Genomic DNA, 16,830 nt, shown 5'->3' with positions numbered 1-16,830 from the left:
TTAAAACCCAATAAGCGCTAAAATCATATCGATAACTTTAATGCCAATAAATGGTACTAATAGACCGCTGATCCCGTATAAGGAAAGATTACGACGAAGTAATACATGTGCTGATACTGGACGGTAATTCACACCTTTAAGTGCAAGTGGGATCAAGAAAACAATAATTAAGGCATTAAAAATAACCGCAGATAGCATTGCCGATACGGGTGAATGCAAGTTCATCACATTAAGCATATTGAGTTGAGGATAAGTGACGGCAAAGGCTGCTGGTATAATGGCAAAATATTTAGCAATATCATTGGAAATACTAAAAGTAGTTAACGCACCTCGTGTCATTAGCATTTGTTTGCCAATATGCACAACTTCGATTAATTTTGTTGGATTAGAGTCTAAATCAACCATATTGCCTGCTTCTTTAGCGGCTTGAGTACCTGAGTTCATCGCAACAGCAACATCGGCTTGTGCTAATGCAGGGGCATCATTAGTACCATCACCCGTCATTGCGACTAATCGACCTTCTGATTGGTATTGACGAATTAATGCTAATTTTGCTTCTGGTGTTGCTTCTGCGAGGAAGTCATCAACACCAGATTCTGCTGCGATAGCTGCTGCCGTAAGATGATTATCACCGGTGATCATGACGGTTTTTATCCCCATTTGGCGAAGTTGGGCAAAACGTTCTTTAATACCGCCTTTCACAATATCTTTAAGTTCAACCACACCTAAAATTTTCTGATTTTCAACGACCACTAGTGGTGTTCCACCAGCTCTTGCTACTTGCTCGACTATAGCGGTGACTTCATCAGGAAAATGACCGTGACTAACTTCAATATGACGACGAATAGCATCAACAGAACCTTTGCGGATCAATCGCTCCCCAATATTGACTCCACTCATTCGTGTCATTGCAGAGAAGGGAATAAAAGATGCCCCAATGGATGCTAAATCGCGTTCGCGCAAATTAAAACGTTGTTTAGCGAGGATCACAATGCTTCTGCCCTCAGGTGTTTCATCTGCAAGCGAGCTTAACTGTGCTGCATCAGCAAGCTGTTTTTCGCTAATACCCGAAAGAGGGATAAAACGAGAAGCTTGACGATTACCGAGAGTAATTGTGCCTGTTTTATCAAGAAGTAAAACGTCAACATCGCCAGCCGCTTCAACAGCACGGCCACTAGTTGCGATAACATTTGCATCTAGCATTCGGCTCATACCTGCAACACCAATCGATGAAAGCAACCCACCTATCGTGGTAGGGATCAGACATACTAACAAAGCAATCAAGGTTACTACTGAAATAACGTCGCCATGGCCTTGATATTCGACAGCGAAAACACTGAACGGGTAAAGGGTGATGCAGGCTAATAAGAAAATAAGTGTGAGTGCTGTTAATAAAATAGTTAAAGCCACTTCATTTGGTGTTTTTCTGCGTTTAGCGCCTTCAACCATTTCAATCATGCGATCGAGAAATGAATTCCCCGCTTCTGCAGTACAACGAATGATCAACCAATCGGATAACACACGAGTACCACCAGTGACAGAAGAAAAATCACCACCTGATTCACGGATCACCGGTGCAGACTCACCCGTAATAGCACTTTCATCAACTGAAGCACCACCTTCAATTACTTCGCCATCACAAGGAATAACTTCACCCGCGTTGACTAAAACAATATCACCTTTATGTAATGAAAAAGAATCAACGGTTTCTTTCGGTGCATTGATGTCAGCGTGATGCAAACGCACTGCTTTGGATTGTTGTTTCGCACCACGTAAACTAGCTGCTTGTGCTTTGCTTCGGCTTTCTGCTAATGATTCAGCAAAATTGGCAAATAACAATGTCACCCATAACCAAAACATCACTTGTGAAGTAAAATGATTATCACTAGGGAGATATCCTAATAGCGAAGCAATCCAAATACCGGTAGTTAAAAGCGCACCAACATAAACAATAAACATAACGGGGTTACGCCATTGAGCCTGAGGGGTACATTTTCTCATCGCATCAAAGAAAGCCGACATTATTGTTTTTCTGTCAAAAAGTTGGGTTGTTTTCATGATAGGTTTCCTTATTTAGCCCAAAACAGCTGTAAATGTTCTGCAATAGGGCCAAGTGCTAATGCCGGAACAAAAGTCAAAGCACCGATCATTAATACCGTGAGGATCAATAAAAAAATAAACAGTGGTGAAGTGGTAGAGAGTGTCGCCAAGCTTTCTGGTTGACGTTTTTTCACCGCTAAACTACCCGCAATAGCAAAAACAGGTAACATGACACCAAAGCGACCAATGAGCATTGCGATACCTAATGACAGATTATAAAAAGGTGAATTGACATTGAGCCCGGCAAAGGCACTACCGTTATTATTCGCAGCAGAAGTAAAAGCATATAACACTTCGCTAAAGCCATGAGGGCCTGGGTTTAAAATGGCTTCACGACCAACATCAGTAAATAACGCAAGGGTAGTACCTAATAAAACAACGGCTGGAGAGATTAAAATGGCAATGGCTACCCATTTCATTTCGGCAACACCAATCTTTTTACCGAGATATTCCGGTGCACGACCAACCATTAAGCCAGCGATAAATACAGCTAATAATACATAAAGGATCATGCCATAAAATCCTGAGCCTACACCGCCAAAAACCACTTCACCTGTTTGCATTAACCACATTGGCACCATGCCACCTAATGCCGTTAATGAATCATGCATTGCATTAACGGCACCACAAGAAGCGGCCGTTGTGACAGCAACAAAAATGGCGCTACCAATTATTCCAAATCGTGTTTCTTTTCCTTCAAAATTCAGTGAGCTATTGGTACCTGCGAGTATAAATTCTGGATTTCCTTGCCATTCAGCCCAAGTAATAACACCAACGGCAACGATAAAAATCAGCGTCATTGCCCAAAGTAAGGTGTAGCCTTGGCGCTGAACTCCACTTAAACGACCAAAAGCAAAACATAAGGCAGTAGGAATAAGAAAAATAGCGAGTATTTGTAAGAAGTTACTTAATGAAGTTGGATTTTCATAAGGATGTGCAGAGTTTGCCGCAAAAAAACCACCGCCATTTGTGCCTAATAACTTAATTGCTTCTTGAGAAGCAACTGGCCCCATTGGCAACCATTGTTGTTGACCATCAAGACCTTGACTGAATAGCGCAGGTTGAAAGTTTTGTATCACGCCTTGGCTGACAAATAACAGAGACCAGATAATCGCTAAAGGTAGTAAGACATATAATGTAATACGCCCAATATCGACCCAAGCATTCCCTAAAGAAGTACAAGAAGATTGTGTTAATGCTCTAATTAAAACAAAAGCTACCGCAATTCCCGTTGTGGCAGATAAAAAGTTTTGTACTGCGAGCCCCATCATTTGGCTCAAATAACTGACAGCAGTTTCACCGCTATAAGCTTGCCAGTTAGTATTTGTAATAAAGCTAATAGTTGTATTTAGTGCTAAATCCCAGTTCATATTAGGGGCAAATTGGGGATTTAACGGTAAATAGCCTTGGTTAAGTAGTATGACAAATAATAGAATTGCCCCCATTAAATTAAAAATAAGCAGAGCGAGCATATACTGATACCCGCTCATAGGCTGAATAGATTTACCTGCGGGTTTAAAACCACAGCAACGCCAAATGACATGTTCAGTTTGAGTAACCCAATGAGGTAAATCACCTTCAATCAGGCGAGCTAAATAATGTCCAAGCATTTTTCCCATTACAAATAGTGTAATAAGAAAAACAGCAATATATATCAACGCTGTTATTGCCATTTTTAAAATGCCTCTGCATGAAATAACACATAAATAAGATAAGCAGTGAGCAAAACAACTAATGTCACAGCACCGAATATCACCATCAGAATGATCCTTTTACTATTTAGATTAAGAGAGCGTACTTAAAGGTCTGTAAAGATGTTGATAAAAGAGATAGGTGAAGTGTAAAAAAAGTATAAAAATGGCAGATAGGTGATCTATTGACTCCTTGATTGGTTGAAATAATGTCATGCCTTTGTTAGATCTAAGTTAGGTTCAAATAATATGCTAATTAAGTGAATAGAAATTAGCACTCTCTAGGGGATATTGAATGAATACTCTCTATCTAAAGGCCAAATGGTTTTTATACTTCTTAAGCTTATTAATAATTTCATCTATCTTCATGGTTAAAGCGATGGCAAATTCTGATAAGGCATACCTAGTTACACTGGCACAAGAGGGAAATTTATCTGAATTAAAACGTCAGATAGAACAAGGTGCAGATATTGAACAACGTGATCTAAAGTTACGCACACCGCTAATGGCGGCCACACATGCCAACCAAATTGAGGTTGCAAAATATCTGATTGAGCATGGTGCAGATGTTAATGCTCGTGATGCTATTCATGATTCACCATATCTTTATTCAGGCGCTAGAGGTTTACAGGAGATCTTAGAATTAACGTTATCGCATGGTGCCTCGCTTAAAAGTGTTAATCGTTATGGTGGAACAGCATTAATTCCTGCTTCAGAGCGAGGTCATGTAAAAACAGTAAAAACATTGATTGATGCTGGTGTGGATGTTGATCATATTAATCGTTTAGGTTGGACGGCTTTAATCGAAGCTATTATTTTAGGTGATGGTAGCCAAAAATATGAAGAGATTGTGACTTTACTTATTGAAGGCGGAGCTAACGTTAACCTCGCCGATGGCTCTGGCCACACACCATTAACCTTAGCTAAAGATAAAGGCTATACAAACATCGTTAATATACTTGAAAAAGCGGGGGCAAAATAATGTCAGATAAGCAATTTATACAACAAGCTATATCGCTTGCAATGGATAATGTGAAAGTGGGGGGAAGGCCATTTGGTGCGGTTATTGTGAATAATGATCAAGTGATTGCAAGTGCTGTTAATCAAATAGTAACGACAAATGATCCCACTGCCCATGCTGAATTATTAGCATTACGAGAAGCAGGTAAAGTATTAGGGCGAACAAAATTAGATGACTGTATTGTTTATGCCAGTGGACAACCTTGCCCAATGTGTCTTGCAGCCATGCGTATGGCGGGGATCTCTAAAATTTTTTATGCTTATTCTAATGAGGATGCAGAGCCTTACGGATTATCGACAGCCCGTATTGCTAAAGTATTAAGAAAGGAGCCAGAGCAACAAGAAGGCCTTCAATTTGTACAGATAAAAGCTGAGAATGAAATGCAACCTGAGCTTTATCAGTATTGGTCACAGCAATCTTAAAGATGCTAAGTATTCTATAAATAAAAGCCCTAAAAGCGAGAATTGAAGTAACAGCATAAGATCAGATACTTTTAGGACTTTTTATTTTTACTATTGATGATTAATCAACAAAATAATTGTTTTTCAGCAGGGGTCACATTTAACTGCGATTGCCAACTTTTGAGCGTTAACGTCGCCAACATGGCTAAACCTTCATAATAAGGGAAGGCCCCTTGTAAAGATAACTTTTCTAAATAACGATAAGCCCATGGCAGAAGGTGTTCTGCTAATAACTCATTGAGCTTTTCAGGGCGAGTTTCTGCAATCCATGCCACCATCATTACCATTAATCCAAAGTGATCTTCAGGCTCATTTTGAGTTAACGCAATATCAATGCCATTTTCTAGCATCCATTCACGTAAATCTAATGTTGAATTACCAAATAATACATTTTCATGATCAAGATAGACTGAGCCCCAAGGCGGTGCTGGAAGTGCGTAAGGGCCGACAAATAAACGCTGATAAGCTTGTGCTAAAGTTTCTTCATTTAATGAGGTTTGTGAAAGTAGACTTGCAATACGTTGCTTCTCTTCCTCACTGCCATACGGCCATTCATCAATCCACTTTGGGCTCGACAGCAGTTCGACAATGTCATTTTTTTCAGTGGGTGCATAATAAAATGCCGCACCTAAAATACGGGCAGTAAGAGAAATGTCAGTAATAAGTTGTTGTTCCATAATATTTTTATAATCCGCTTAGATTTATTGTCTTTACTATATGCGATTTTCTATCTAAACATAATGACGAAGATTAAAAAAGAGTGATACCGCATTATAAAAGGAAAACCGCCATAACAGATAAAAAGTATGGGCTTTTTAACTATTACAGCGGTTTAAAGGCAGTACTTTTAATTAACCAACCACAGCCATACCGACAGTCATATGTAAACCATAGAACACACCGCGTCCGATAAACTCACCGGCAAACACTAAAATAAAGCCCAATGCTAATAAAGCAACAGAAGGGTTATTTTTACGCAGAAGTGGTGCAATCCAGCAACTTAAGCCTAAAACTAAAGCTACTAATTTAATTCCCATTAAAGCACCATAGTTAGGGACTAAATCTACTGCTTTTTGTACAGAAGTTTGAATAGAGCCTAATTCAAAGCCTTGTGATGTTGCCACAATAGCACTCACAACAATTGCGATAACACTTAATAATGGCAATGCACTGACACAATTGAGGTTAAAACCCGCAATACGCAGTAAAAGTGCCGCTAAAATAGGGCCACAGATAAAGGCGGTTAGCACAAAATTAAATGTAGTGTAGCTGTTATACCATGTTGGAACGGTATCAATTTGGTATACGCGAGATATTGCTGTAATAAATAATGCAGCTAATACTATCACAAGGGCGACCCATAATTTGCCCAATGCAGCCGGCATCTTATTAAGTACAGCCAGTAACCAGTAGATCCCACCCAGAGCAAAGAAAATTGAACCGCTGGCAATTTCATTACTTAATGATGAGTGACCCAGACGAAGTAATGAGTTAAATGCGCGTAATGGGGTTCCCATATGCATCATGGATAATAAGAAACCAATACCCATTAATACCCAAAGACCAAACATGCTGTAATGTACTTTTCTGTTCATTTCAGGAGAAAGCTTCCCCGAAAGAATAGCGCATCCCATGATAATAAATGCGCCAGCAACACTTTGACCGATAACAGTAAAGAACATCAGTGGCCATTCATGCAATCCCACCATCTTACACCTCCTCTGGGTTTGCCAGATGACCGGTGGTATCACCCACAGGACGGCTATTGGCATTTAATTTAAGGACAATATTTGGCTTGGTATATTTTGCTGAAGGAAGTGGGGCGATTTCAGCTAAATCACCATATTTAGCACGTAATTCTTCAATCGGTGCCATATCTAATGCACGTAGTGGACAAGACTCAACACAAATCGGTTTTTTGCCTTCAGCTACACGCTCATAACAACCGTCACATTTGGTCATATGACCTTTAACTTCATCAAATTGCGGTGCGCCATAAGGACATGCCATGTGACAATAACGACAACCGATACAAATATCTTCATTAACGACAACAAAGCCATCTTCACGTTTATGCATTGCACCACTTGGGCAAACTTTTGCACAAGCAGGATCGTCACAGTGGTTACACGAAATGGATAAGTAATAGGCAAAAATATTTTGTGTATAAACGCCGTCTTGTTCAGTCCAATCGCCACCTGCATATTCATAGATCCGACGGAAATTGACTTCAGGGGATAAATTTTTAAAATCCTTGCACGCCAGTTCACAGGTTTTGCAGCCGGTGCAACGACTTGAATCAATGTAAAAACCATATTGCGTTGACATAACCAGACTCCTTACGCCTTGACGACTTCAACAAGATTACTGTGAGAAGGATTACCCTTGGCAAGTGGCGAAGGGCGTTGTGTCGTTAACACGTTAATACTACCTGCGTGATCAATGCGGTTACTATCTGGGTTATACCAAGCACCTTCACTTAAACCGACTACACCGGGTAAAATACGAGGTGTCACTTTTGCGTTGATCCTAACTTCACCACGATCGTTATAAATACGTACTAAATCACCGTGTTTAATGCCTCGTTTTGATGCATCAACAGGGTTTATCCATATTTCTTGTGGACATGCGGCTTTTAAAACATCTACGTTGCCATAAGTTGAGTGAGTACGTGATTTATAGTGGAAACCCGTCATTTGTAATGGATATTTTTCCATTGCTGGATCACCATAACTTTCAAAACCAGCAGAATAAATCGGCAGTGGATCAATGACATCGTCAGATGCAAGTTCCCATGTCGCTTTAATGTCAGCAAGTTGAGAAGAATAAATCTCAATTTTGCCTGATGGTGTCGTTAATGGGTTGTTTTCAGGATCATCACGGAATTTACGATAAGCAACATGATGACCTTCAGGGTCGCGTTTTTTGAAGATCCCTTGAGTACGGAACTCTTCAAAAGTGGGAAGTTCAGGTAAGTTTTGACGAGATTGTTCGTAAAGGTGACGTAACCATTCTTCTTGAGTACGATTTTCAGTGAATTTTTCACCTACACCCATGCGTTTTGCAATTTCGCTGGTCATTTCATAGATATTACGGCTTTCAAAGCGAGGTTTTATTGCTTGATCTGCAAAAATTACATACGCCATATTACCCGCCGATGCATCCATACAGAAATCCATCTGTTCTGATGCAGTGCAATCAGGAAGTAGAATATCGGCATATTTAGCAGATGCTGTCATATGGTTATCGATCACCACAATCATTTCGCATTTTTTATCGTCTTGCAAAATATCGTGAGTACGATTAATTTCAGAATGTTGGTTAACTAAACAGTTACCTGCGTAGTTCCATACCATTTTAATAGGCACATCAAGTTTGTCTTTACCACGAACACCATCACGAGTTGCTGTCATTTCTGGGCCACGTAAGATTGCATCCGTCCACATAAACATGGAAATGCTGGTGGTGACAGGGTTAGTGAACGTAGGCATACGAACAAAAGGAATGCTGTAAGAGCCTTCGCGAGCACCAGTATTACCGCCGTTAATTCCTACATTACCAGTCAAAATAGAGAGCATCGCAATAGCACGAGAAGCAAGTTCACCGTTAGAACGGCGTTGAGGCCCCCATCCTTGTGTAATATAAGCTGGTTTTGCTGTTGCAATTTCACGAGCCAATTTCACAATACGTGAAGCGGGAATACCTGTAATTTGCGCTGCCCATTCTGGTGTTTTAGGTTGACCGTCAGCGCCGTCACCTAAAATATAGGCTTTATAGTGCCCATTTTTTGGCGCACCTTCAGGTAGAGTGGTTTCATCGTAACCTACGCAATATTTATCTAGGAAAGGCTTATCAACTAAGTCTTCTTTGATCATGACATACGCTAAGGCATTGACTAATGCTGCATCCGTTCCTGGGCGAATAGGGATCCACTCATCTTCACGACCTGCACCCGTATCGGTATAACGCGGATCGATGATAATCATTCGTGCATCAGATTTCTCACGGGCTTGTTCAACGTAATAGGTGACACCGCCACCACTCATCCGTGTTTCACCTGGATTATTACCAAACATTACAACCAGTTTGGTGTTTTCAATATCTGAAGGGCTATTACCATCTGCCCAACCACCATAGGTGTAATTTAAGCCAGCCGCAATTTGTGCCGTACTGTAATCACCGTAGTGATTAAGATAACCACCACAACAATTCATTAAACGAGCAATTAATGTTGCTCCTGGTGGCCATGACTTCGTCATCGTGCCACCTAAAGTACCTGTGCCGTAGTTCAAATAAATAGATTCATTACCATAATCTTTAATCAAACGTTTCATGGTATCTGAAATCGTATCAAAGGCTTCATCCCATGAAATACGTTCAAATTTACCTTCACCACGCTTACCCACACGTTTCATTGGGTAGCGTAAACGGTCAGGGTTGTAAACACGCCGACGCATTGAGCGACCACGTAAACAGGCACGAACTTGGTGTAATTCTTCGTAGATATCATTACCCGTATTGTCGGTTTCTACATATTTAATTTCACCATCAACAACATGCATACGTAATGGACACCGACTACCACAGTTTACTGTACAGGCACTCCACACCACTTTTTCGCTATTCGTTGTCGGTTTTGTCTCTGTGGCGATGGCTTGATTAAAGGGGAGAGATAATCCCCCTGCAGTTATTGCTAAACCACTCGCTGCACCTGTTTTTACAAAACGACGGCGAGATAAGGGAGTGGAAAGTAACGCCATCTCTTTGATGTTTTTCATACATTACTCACTTGATTATTTATATTTTTAAGAAAAAAGAAGCCAACAAGCTTATAGAAATAATTATTGTTATTGTTGTTAAAAAATAAGCACTTTAACGTAGGTAATAAAACCCAACTGTTAATGTGGATATTACGTATTTTCTAAAAGTTGTAGTTGCTTTACATCAAAGAAAAGTGATTTATTACAAGCGTTACCAGTTTTTGAGGTTAACTTAAGTTTTTGTATTAGTTAAATTTAATCAAATGATTGACAGTGTTATATAATAAAATATATAACGATTAATAAAGTATTATAATGTTACTGATAACAGAGAATAGACGAAATAATAATGCACTATCTATCAGATTTGACTGGATAATTTGCCAATAAAATTAATGAATGGAATATTTTTTTCTCAAATAAAATTATTTAACATTATATTAATTTGTTTAGCTAAATAAAAAATAATTTGTTTAGCTATTAGGTTATTTTAATTTCCTTTTTATTATCTAATTAAGACTGTCTATGTGTCTTTTTTGTCGTTTAGATCACAAATAAAGCGCTTTTATTCGTATATTTATTGCCATTCGAGATAGGTTTTTATTTAATCAGGTTATTAGCTAAACCGTTTTAGTTTTTATGGCTGCTATTAATGATTGGTTTATAAACGAAGTAAGACTTACCGAGGCTATGATGAATATTGAGAATATTGCTCGCCAACTAGTACCTTTATTGGGAGGTGCTGAAAACATTGCCAGTGCGGCGCATTGTGCTACTCGTTTAAGACTTGTATTAGTCGATGACACTAAAGCTGATAAAGAGGCAATCAATAAATTAGAAGGTGTAAAAGGGTGTTTTAGTAATGCGGGGCAAATTCAGGTAATTTTTGGTACTGGCTTAGTTAATAAAGTGCATGCTGCCTTTATTGCTGCGGCGGGTATTGGTGAATCAAGTAAATCTGAAGCGGCAAATATTGCAGCCAAAAAGCTTAACCCATTTCAGCGAATAGCTAGACTGCTTTCTAATATTTTTGTACCTATTATCCCTGCCATTGTGGCATCGGGTTTATTAATGGGGTTACTTGGGTTAATGAAAACTAACCAGTGGGTGAGCCCTGATAATGCACTCTATATCATGTTAGATATGTGTAGCTCTGCGGCATTTATTATTTTGCCTATTTTGATTGGTTTTACTGCGGCAAAAGAGTTTGGCGGAAATCCTTATCTTGGCGCTACATTAGGTGGAATTTTAACGCATCCTGCATTAACTAACGCATGGGGCGTTGCCGCTGGTTTTAACACCATGAACTTCTTTGGGTTAGAGGTGGCAATGATTGGTTATCAAGGTACTGTTTTTCCAGTCTTGCTTGCCGTTTGGTTTATGAGTGTCTTGGAAAAACAATTACGTAAAGTTGTTCCTAATGCTCTCGATTTAATTATCACGCCATTTTTAACCGTTATTATTTCGGGCTTTGTGGCGTTATTAGTCATAGGGCCTGTTGGTCGCCTTTTAGGTGATGGTATTTCATTACTATTAAGTACCTTGATCACACAAGCAGGCTGGATAGCAGGGCTGATCTTTGGTGGCCTTTATTCTGTGATTGTTATTACGGGTATTCACCACAGTTTTCATGCGGTTGAAGCGGGTTTATTAGGTAACCCTAATATTGGGGTTAACTTTTTATTGCCGATTTGGGCAATGGCGAATATTGCTCAAGGTGGTGCTTGTATAGCCGTTTGGTTTAAAACTAATGATGCAAAAATTAAAGCAATCACAATCCCATCTGGTTTTTCCGCTATGTTAGGTATCACTGAAGCGGCAATTTTCGGGATTAATTTACGTTATGGAAAACCTTTTATTGCTGCGTTAATTGGTGGTGCAGCTGGCGGTGCTTGGGTTGTAGGCTCGCATGTTTATATGACAGCCGTAGGGTTGACTGCTATTCCGGGTATTGCAATCGTGCAAGCAGGTTCAATTATGAACTATATTATTGGCCTTGTGATTGCCTTTGTGACTGCGTTTGTTATCTCTCTTTTGCTGAAATACAAAGTGGAGTCTGCATAAATGAACACAAACGAAGGGTTATCTGCGATTTTACAATCGGTCATGCGTAATAGCGCTAAAGCCATAAAAGATAAATATTATCCACATTGGCATTTAGCGCCAGTAACTGGGTTATTAAATGATCCCAATGGATTTTGTTTTGATGGTGAATATTATCATCTGTTTTATCAATGGAACCCTTTGTCTTGTGAGCATAAACATAAATGTTGGGGTCATTGGCGCTCAAAGGATTTGATTACTTGGCAGCATCAACCTATTGCTTTACTACCTGATGAATTTTATGACAAAGATGGCTGTTATTCTGGTAGTGCCGCGATCTACCAAGGGAAATTAACTCTTTGCTATACCGGTAATGTCAAATTTGAGGATGGCTCACGTACAGCATGGCAATGTTTAGCCGTTGAAAATCAACAGGGAGGTTTTGATAAGTTAGGGCCTGTATTAGGGCTTCCTGAAGGCTATAGTGGTCATGTCCGTGATCCGAAGATTTGGCAATATAATGATGTCTGGTACATGGTATTAGGCGCACAGAACTTAGATAAACAGGGTAAAGTTTTACTCTATCGTGCATCTCACTTATATCAATGGCAATTAGTCGGCGAGTTAGCGGGAAGTTATTTAGGCGGGTTAGCTGATGCGGGTTATATGTGGGAATGCCCAGATCTCTTTGAACTAGATGATCGCTTTATTTTATTAACATGTCCCCAAGGGATAAAAAGAGAACAACAACGATTTTTAAATTCGCATTCTAGTGCCTATTTAATCGGGGATTTTGATTATTCAACATTGCAATTTCAGCATGGTGATTTAGTCGAACTAGATGCAGGTTTTGAGTTTTACGCACCTCAAACAACATTAGCGAATGGCAGACGTTTATTATTTGGTTGGATGGGAGTTCCTGATGGTGAAGAGATGTATCAACCGACTATTGCTAATGGCTGGATTCACCAAATGACTTGCCCTCGCGAATTACACATAAAAGAAGGGAAGCTTTATCAACAACCCGTAAAAGAGTTACAGCAATTAAGACAAAAGCCAGCATATTGGCAGGGTATTGCTGATGATGCGCCAGATATCAGCGGATTTTCGTTTGAATTTGAAGTAGAGCTATTTGGCTCTCTTACTATTTATTTTTCTGATACTCTTGCTTTATTCATTGAAGATGATCAAGCCGAGTTAAAACGCCGTAGTGTTAAAAATGGGGAGTGGCAATCACGTTTCTGGTCTGGTGATATAAAACATCTTCAAATATTATGTGATAGCTCCAGTGTAGAGATTTTCTTTAATGGCGGAGCCGGTGTGATGAGTAGCCGTTTTTTCCCTTTAGAAAAACAGACTATTTGTTTCTTGGGAAAAGACACAATAAACCTCACAACTTGGCCATTAAAGAATGCATTACTCAGTTAGATCCAATTATATAAACAATAAAACAGTTTAAGTTTAGCGAATGTGACATTAAGTAGAATAATAGTGAAAAAACAAAAACGTATCACGATCACCGATATTGCAAAATTAGCGAGCGTTTCAAAAACAACGGCAAGTTTAGTATTAAATGGCCGTGGTAAAGAGATGCGTGTATCTGATGATACTATCGCACGTATTACGGCTATTGCTGAACAATATCAGTATCAGCCTAATATTCATGCTCGCTCTTTACGTGATAATCGTAGTTATGCATTAGGGTTGGTTATTCCTGATATTACTAACTATGGTTTTGCTTCTGTGGCGTATGAACTAGAAATATTATGCAGAGAAGCAGGTATTCAATTACTTATTTCTTGTACTGATGAAAATGCGGCTCAAGAAACGCTGGCAATAGAACATCTATTATCACGTCAAATAGATGGTTTGATTGTGGCTTCTTGTTTACAAAGTGATTTTGAATATCAACGTTTAAGTAAACAAATACCTGTTGTGTTATTTGACCGGTATTTTGAAGGAACAACATTACCTTTTGTTGTCACCGATTCAATAACGGCAACACAACAAATTATTGCAGAAATTGCTTCGACAAAAGGTATTGATGAGTTTTATTTCCTTGGTGGGCAATCAACGCTTTCACCAACTAAAGATCGTCTTTTAGGTTTCACCCAAGGGCTTTCACAAGCACAAATCAATCTAAAATCAGAGTGGATCATACATGGGCATTATCACCCAAGTTCAGGTTATGAAATGTTTGGCTCTTTGTGTGCATCGTTAGGACGATCGCCTAAGTTTGTTTTTACTTCTGCTTGTGGCTTATTGGATGGCGTGTTGCGCTATCTAAGTCAAAATAAAATTATGCAAAATGAAGTCTATTTAGCCGGTTTTGATGATCACTATTTGTATGATTCATTATCAATACCAATAGATACTATTGCACAAAATAATCCTGAATTAGCATCACACTGTTTCCGACTGGTCATGGGATTAATAAACCAGACAAACTTAGAAATTCATCAAATTTTTGTTCCAGCAAAAATTCATCAACGACATGAGTAAGACTGAGCAATTTTATGCAATCACCAGTATAGTGTTTATGATACAAGCTGATGATTTTTACTGTTGATGGAGTCTATATTCAATGCGCCAAGAGCAGGCTAAACTTATCCACCTTCCTGAGCTGAATAGCCTTGCTTATCTGCAAGCTGAATATTTACACCAAACTTTCTCTCGCCATACCCATGAAGGCTTCTGTATTGGTGTAATTGATGATGGCGCACAGCAGTTTTATCGCACAGGAAGCGAACATATCGCTCCTAAAGGAGACATCATTATTGTTAATGCAGATGAAGTTCATACCGGCTCCTCTGCAGTTGAATCTGGTTGGGCTTATCAAGCTATTTATCCCACACCAGAATATCTGCAAACATTAACGCGTGATCTACAACAAGAGCAGGGTGCCACGCCTTGGTTTCCTGATGCTGTTATTCACGATCCTGGTTTAAGTCAGCAACTTTTATTACTTTTTTCATTACTGGAACAACCTAATAATTATCTTTTAAAAGAATCGCTATTGCTTTCAACAATGGCAATGTTGATTTTGCGTTATAGCAAAACAAGAACCCAAGAAAAACCATTAAGTGCTATAGGGCAACGGTTACAGTGGGTGAGTGAATTAATGAATGACACACCTGAAAATGAGTTTTCACTCAACACGTTAGCTGAAATGGTGAATTTAAGTCCATGGCACTTTTTACGTCAGTTTAAAAAAGAAATAGGTATGACCCCTCATGCTTGGCTTATTCAAGCCAGAATTCGTAAAGCAAGGCAGTTACTCTCTTTAGGTCATACACTTACTGATGTAACACAACGTTGTGGTTTTTCAGATCAAAGCCATTTCCATCGTCATTTTAAAAACGCTATTGGTGTTACACCGGGAAACTATTTAAAAGGGCTTCGATTATCTTCCTCTTTAAAATCCCCCTTGTTGTAATAAAAAATTAAAAGAGCAATTTTATACAATCCCATTTATCTTTACTGACTGATAATCATTCTCTATAGAATTAATGTATTAGACGTGAAGACAGATAAATGGAAAAAATCAAAAATAACACTGAAGATAAGCAAACTATGCGTGCCTTTGGTTTAGGCGCTTTACATGTTTTGCCTTTATGCCTTGCGGTGATCCCTTGGGGAATACTCGCAGGTTCAATGGCTGTGGATGCAGGATTAACCTTTGCACAAAGTGTCGGAATGTCTGCTATTGTTTTTGCAGGTGCGGCGCAATTAGTAACATTAGGGTTAGTTGTTTCTGGGGCAGGGATGCTAACCATTATTGTTTCTGTCTTTTTTATTACTGCCCAACACCTTTTATATGGTTTAACCTTACGGCCTCATGTTGCTCATTTAAAATGGTATCAACGCATTACGATAGGTTTTTTATTAACGGATGAGCTTTTTGCAGTATCAGCACAACCTAAAGTGAAACTAACACCTGCTTATATGATCGGTGCAGGATTATGTTTTTATTTAGCCTGGGTAGCGGTCAGTATTGTTGGCATTATTATGGCAAGCCAAGTTTCTGATTTATCACGTTATCATCTTGATTTCTCTATTGTTGCTACGTTATTGGCAATTGTGATCCCGTTAATAAAAACATTTAGTACGTTAGTCGGTGTTATTGTCTCATTTTGCCTTTCAATTGTTTTCAGTTGGTTAAATATAGAGGGTGGTGTCGTTATTGGTGGGCTAACAGGTATGTTTATCGCGGTTTGTGTTGCAAGAATAAGAGGAGAGCAAAAATGACATGGTCGTTATTATTAATTTTGGCACTGGTCATTTTCATGCTGCGTTATTTCTTTCTCGAACCAGCAGTACCTGTCAAATTACCGCCAGTGATCAGACAAGCCTTAGGATACTCTGCACCCTGTTTATTAACCGCAATCTGTGCGCCAATTGTACTGTTAGAAAAAGGCGAATTTAAAGGTATTTTAGATAACCCTTATCTTTGGGGAACTTTATTATGTGTAGGATTAGCGCTTAAAATACGCAATACATTAATAGTGGTTTTACTGACCTTGGTTGGTTTTTATCTTCTTAATGCCTTATTAAACTGAATACTAAAGGTGATTTTATTTAACGTAATATTTACATTTAAAAATAATCATTTTTGTATTAATGTAGTTCGTTATTTTATCGGCCGTCTTTGAACGGCTGATTCTACCTCTCTTTTCTGTATTACCATTCATTATCCGACTCGTTTCACCTCTCATTTTTAACGTATACCAATTGATGTTGTGTTAAAAAAATGT

Annotated in this window: 14 protein-coding genes; 8 read left to right on the top strand and 6 right to left on the bottom strand. The window is 39.0% G+C overall.

Annotated features, from left to right (window positions below; genetic code table 11):
* On the bottom strand, positions 1–2,058 hold the full coding sequence (gene kdpB / locus LW139_RS10850) for a potassium-transporting ATPase subunit KdpB (RefSeq protein WP_247849930.1): 2,058 nt from the start codon (positions 2,056–2,058) through the stop codon (positions 1–3).
* A gap of 11 nt (positions 2,059–2,069) precedes the next feature.
* Positions 2,070–3,773, bottom strand: coding sequence for a potassium-transporting ATPase subunit KdpA (kdpA, locus tag LW139_RS10845; protein WP_247849929.1), 1,704 nt, complete (start codon positions 3,771–3,773; stop codon positions 2,070–2,072).
* 313 nt (positions 3,774–4,086) lie between these two features.
* On the opposite strand from kdpA, the gene LW139_RS10840 reads away from it, so the two are divergent.
* Together LW139_RS10840 and LW139_RS10835 are read left to right on the top strand one after the other, a co-directional pair.
* Positions 4,087–4,773: an ankyrin repeat domain-containing protein gene (locus LW139_RS10840; RefSeq protein ID WP_109408163.1), complete on the top strand. Its 687-nt coding sequence runs from the start codon at positions 4,087–4,089 to the stop codon at positions 4,771–4,773.
* A complete protein-coding gene (locus LW139_RS10835; protein ID WP_247849927.1) occupies positions 4,773–5,234 on the top strand; it encodes a nucleoside deaminase in 462 nt (153 codons plus the stop codon). The genes LW139_RS10840 and LW139_RS10835 overlap by 1 nt, the downstream gene beginning before the upstream one ends.
* A gap of 104 nt (positions 5,235–5,338) precedes the next feature.
* On the opposite strand, the gene dmsD is transcribed toward LW139_RS10835, so the two are convergent.
* From dmsD to dmsA, 4 genes are all read right to left on the bottom strand, one after another.
* Positions 5,339–5,950, bottom strand: a complete 612-nt coding sequence (gene dmsD, locus LW139_RS10830) for a Tat proofreading chaperone DmsD (RefSeq protein ID WP_109408165.1) — start codon at positions 5,948–5,950, stop codon at positions 5,339–5,341.
* A 174-nt stretch (positions 5,951–6,124) separates the two neighbouring features.
* Entirely contained in the window at positions 6,125–6,982 is an 858-nt protein-coding gene (locus LW139_RS10825; RefSeq protein ID WP_247849926.1) for a DmsC/YnfH family molybdoenzyme membrane anchor subunit, read from the bottom strand.
* Position 6,983: 1 nt separating this feature from the next.
* A complete protein-coding gene (locus LW139_RS10820; protein WP_227336906.1) occupies positions 6,984–7,601 on the bottom strand; it encodes a DMSO/selenate family reductase complex B subunit in 618 nt (205 codons plus the stop codon).
* 11 nt (positions 7,602–7,612) lie between these two features.
* Positions 7,613–10,051, bottom strand: coding sequence for a dimethylsulfoxide reductase subunit A (gene dmsA, locus LW139_RS10815; protein WP_166541179.1), 2,439 nt, complete (start codon positions 10,049–10,051; stop codon positions 7,613–7,615).
* Positions 10,052–10,726: 675 nt separating this feature from the next.
* On the opposite strand from dmsA, the gene LW139_RS10810 reads away from it, so the two are divergent.
* From LW139_RS10810 to LW139_RS10785, 6 genes are all read left to right on the top strand, one after another.
* A complete protein-coding gene (locus tag LW139_RS10810) occupies positions 10,727–12,097 on the top strand; it encodes a sucrose-specific PTS transporter subunit IIBC (protein WP_109402365.1) in 1,371 nt (456 codons plus the stop codon).
* Entirely contained in the window at positions 12,098–13,504 is a 1,407-nt protein-coding gene (locus tag LW139_RS10805; protein WP_247849924.1) for a sucrose-6-phosphate hydrolase, read from the top strand.
* 60 nt (positions 13,505–13,564) lie between these two features.
* Positions 13,565–14,578: a LacI family DNA-binding transcriptional regulator gene (locus LW139_RS10800; protein WP_227336956.1), complete on the top strand. Its 1,014-nt coding sequence runs from the start codon at positions 13,565–13,567 to the stop codon at positions 14,576–14,578.
* A gap of 82 nt (positions 14,579–14,660) precedes the next feature.
* On the top strand, positions 14,661–15,512 hold the full coding sequence (locus tag LW139_RS10795; protein WP_109408170.1) for an AraC family transcriptional regulator: 852 nt from the start codon (positions 14,661–14,663) through the stop codon (positions 15,510–15,512).
* Positions 15,513–15,610: 98 nt separating this feature from the next.
* A complete protein-coding gene (locus tag LW139_RS10790; RefSeq protein ID WP_227336904.1) occupies positions 15,611–16,324 on the top strand; it encodes an AzlC family ABC transporter permease in 714 nt (237 codons plus the stop codon).
* Complete coding sequence (locus tag LW139_RS10785; RefSeq protein ID WP_166541182.1) at positions 16,321–16,635, top strand: AzlD domain-containing protein; 315 nt, start codon at positions 16,321–16,323, stop codon at positions 16,633–16,635. Before LW139_RS10790 ends, LW139_RS10785 begins: the two co-directional genes overlap by 4 nt.
* Positions 16,636–16,830: the final 195 nt, after the last annotated feature.

It is taken from the genome of Proteus vulgaris, from assembly GCF_023100685.1.
GTDB lineage: Bacteria > Pseudomonadota > Gammaproteobacteria > Enterobacterales > Enterobacteriaceae > Proteus.
This window is presented reverse-complemented; position numbering and strand designations above follow the sequence as displayed.

What these genes read in the sequence shown, in the direction of transcription:
- kdpB (WP_247849930.1), bottom strand. Translation starts at nt 2,058, where the DNA reads ATGAAAACAACCCAACTTTTTGACAGAAAAACAATAATGTCGGCTTTC.
- kdpA (WP_247849929.1), bottom strand. Translation starts at nt 3,773, where the DNA reads ATGGCAATAACAGCGTTGATATATATTGCTGTTTTTCTTATTACACTA.
- LW139_RS10840 (WP_109408163.1), top strand. Translation starts at nt 4,087, where the DNA reads ATGAATACTCTCTATCTAAAGGCCAAATGGTTTTTATACTTCTTAAGC.
- LW139_RS10835 (WP_247849927.1), top strand. Translation starts at nt 4,773, where the DNA reads ATGTCAGATAAGCAATTTATACAACAAGCTATATCGCTTGCAATGGAT.
- dmsD (WP_109408165.1), bottom strand. Translation starts at nt 5,950, where the DNA reads ATGGAACAACAACTTATTACTGACATTTCTCTTACTGCCCGTATTTTA.
- LW139_RS10825 (WP_247849926.1), bottom strand. Translation starts at nt 6,982, where the DNA reads ATGGTGGGATTGCATGAATGGCCACTGATGTTCTTTACTGTTATCGGT.
- LW139_RS10820 (WP_227336906.1), bottom strand. Translation starts at nt 7,601, where the DNA reads ATGTCAACGCAATATGGTTTTTACATTGATTCAAGTCGTTGCACCGGC.
- dmsA (WP_166541179.1), bottom strand. Translation starts at nt 10,051, where the DNA reads ATGAAAAACATCAAAGAGATGGCGTTACTTTCCACTCCCTTATCTCGC.
- LW139_RS10810 (WP_109402365.1), top strand. Translation starts at nt 10,727, where the DNA reads ATGAATATTGAGAATATTGCTCGCCAACTAGTACCTTTATTGGGAGGT.
- LW139_RS10805 (WP_247849924.1), top strand. Translation starts at nt 12,098, where the DNA reads ATGAACACAAACGAAGGGTTATCTGCGATTTTACAATCGGTCATGCGT.
- LW139_RS10795 (WP_109408170.1), top strand. Translation starts at nt 14,661, where the DNA reads ATGCGCCAAGAGCAGGCTAAACTTATCCACCTTCCTGAGCTGAATAGC.
- LW139_RS10790 (WP_227336904.1), top strand. Translation starts at nt 15,611, where the DNA reads ATGGAAAAAATCAAAAATAACACTGAAGATAAGCAAACTATGCGTGCC.
- LW139_RS10785 (WP_166541182.1), top strand. Translation starts at nt 16,321, where the DNA reads ATGACATGGTCGTTATTATTAATTTTGGCACTGGTCATTTTCATGCTG.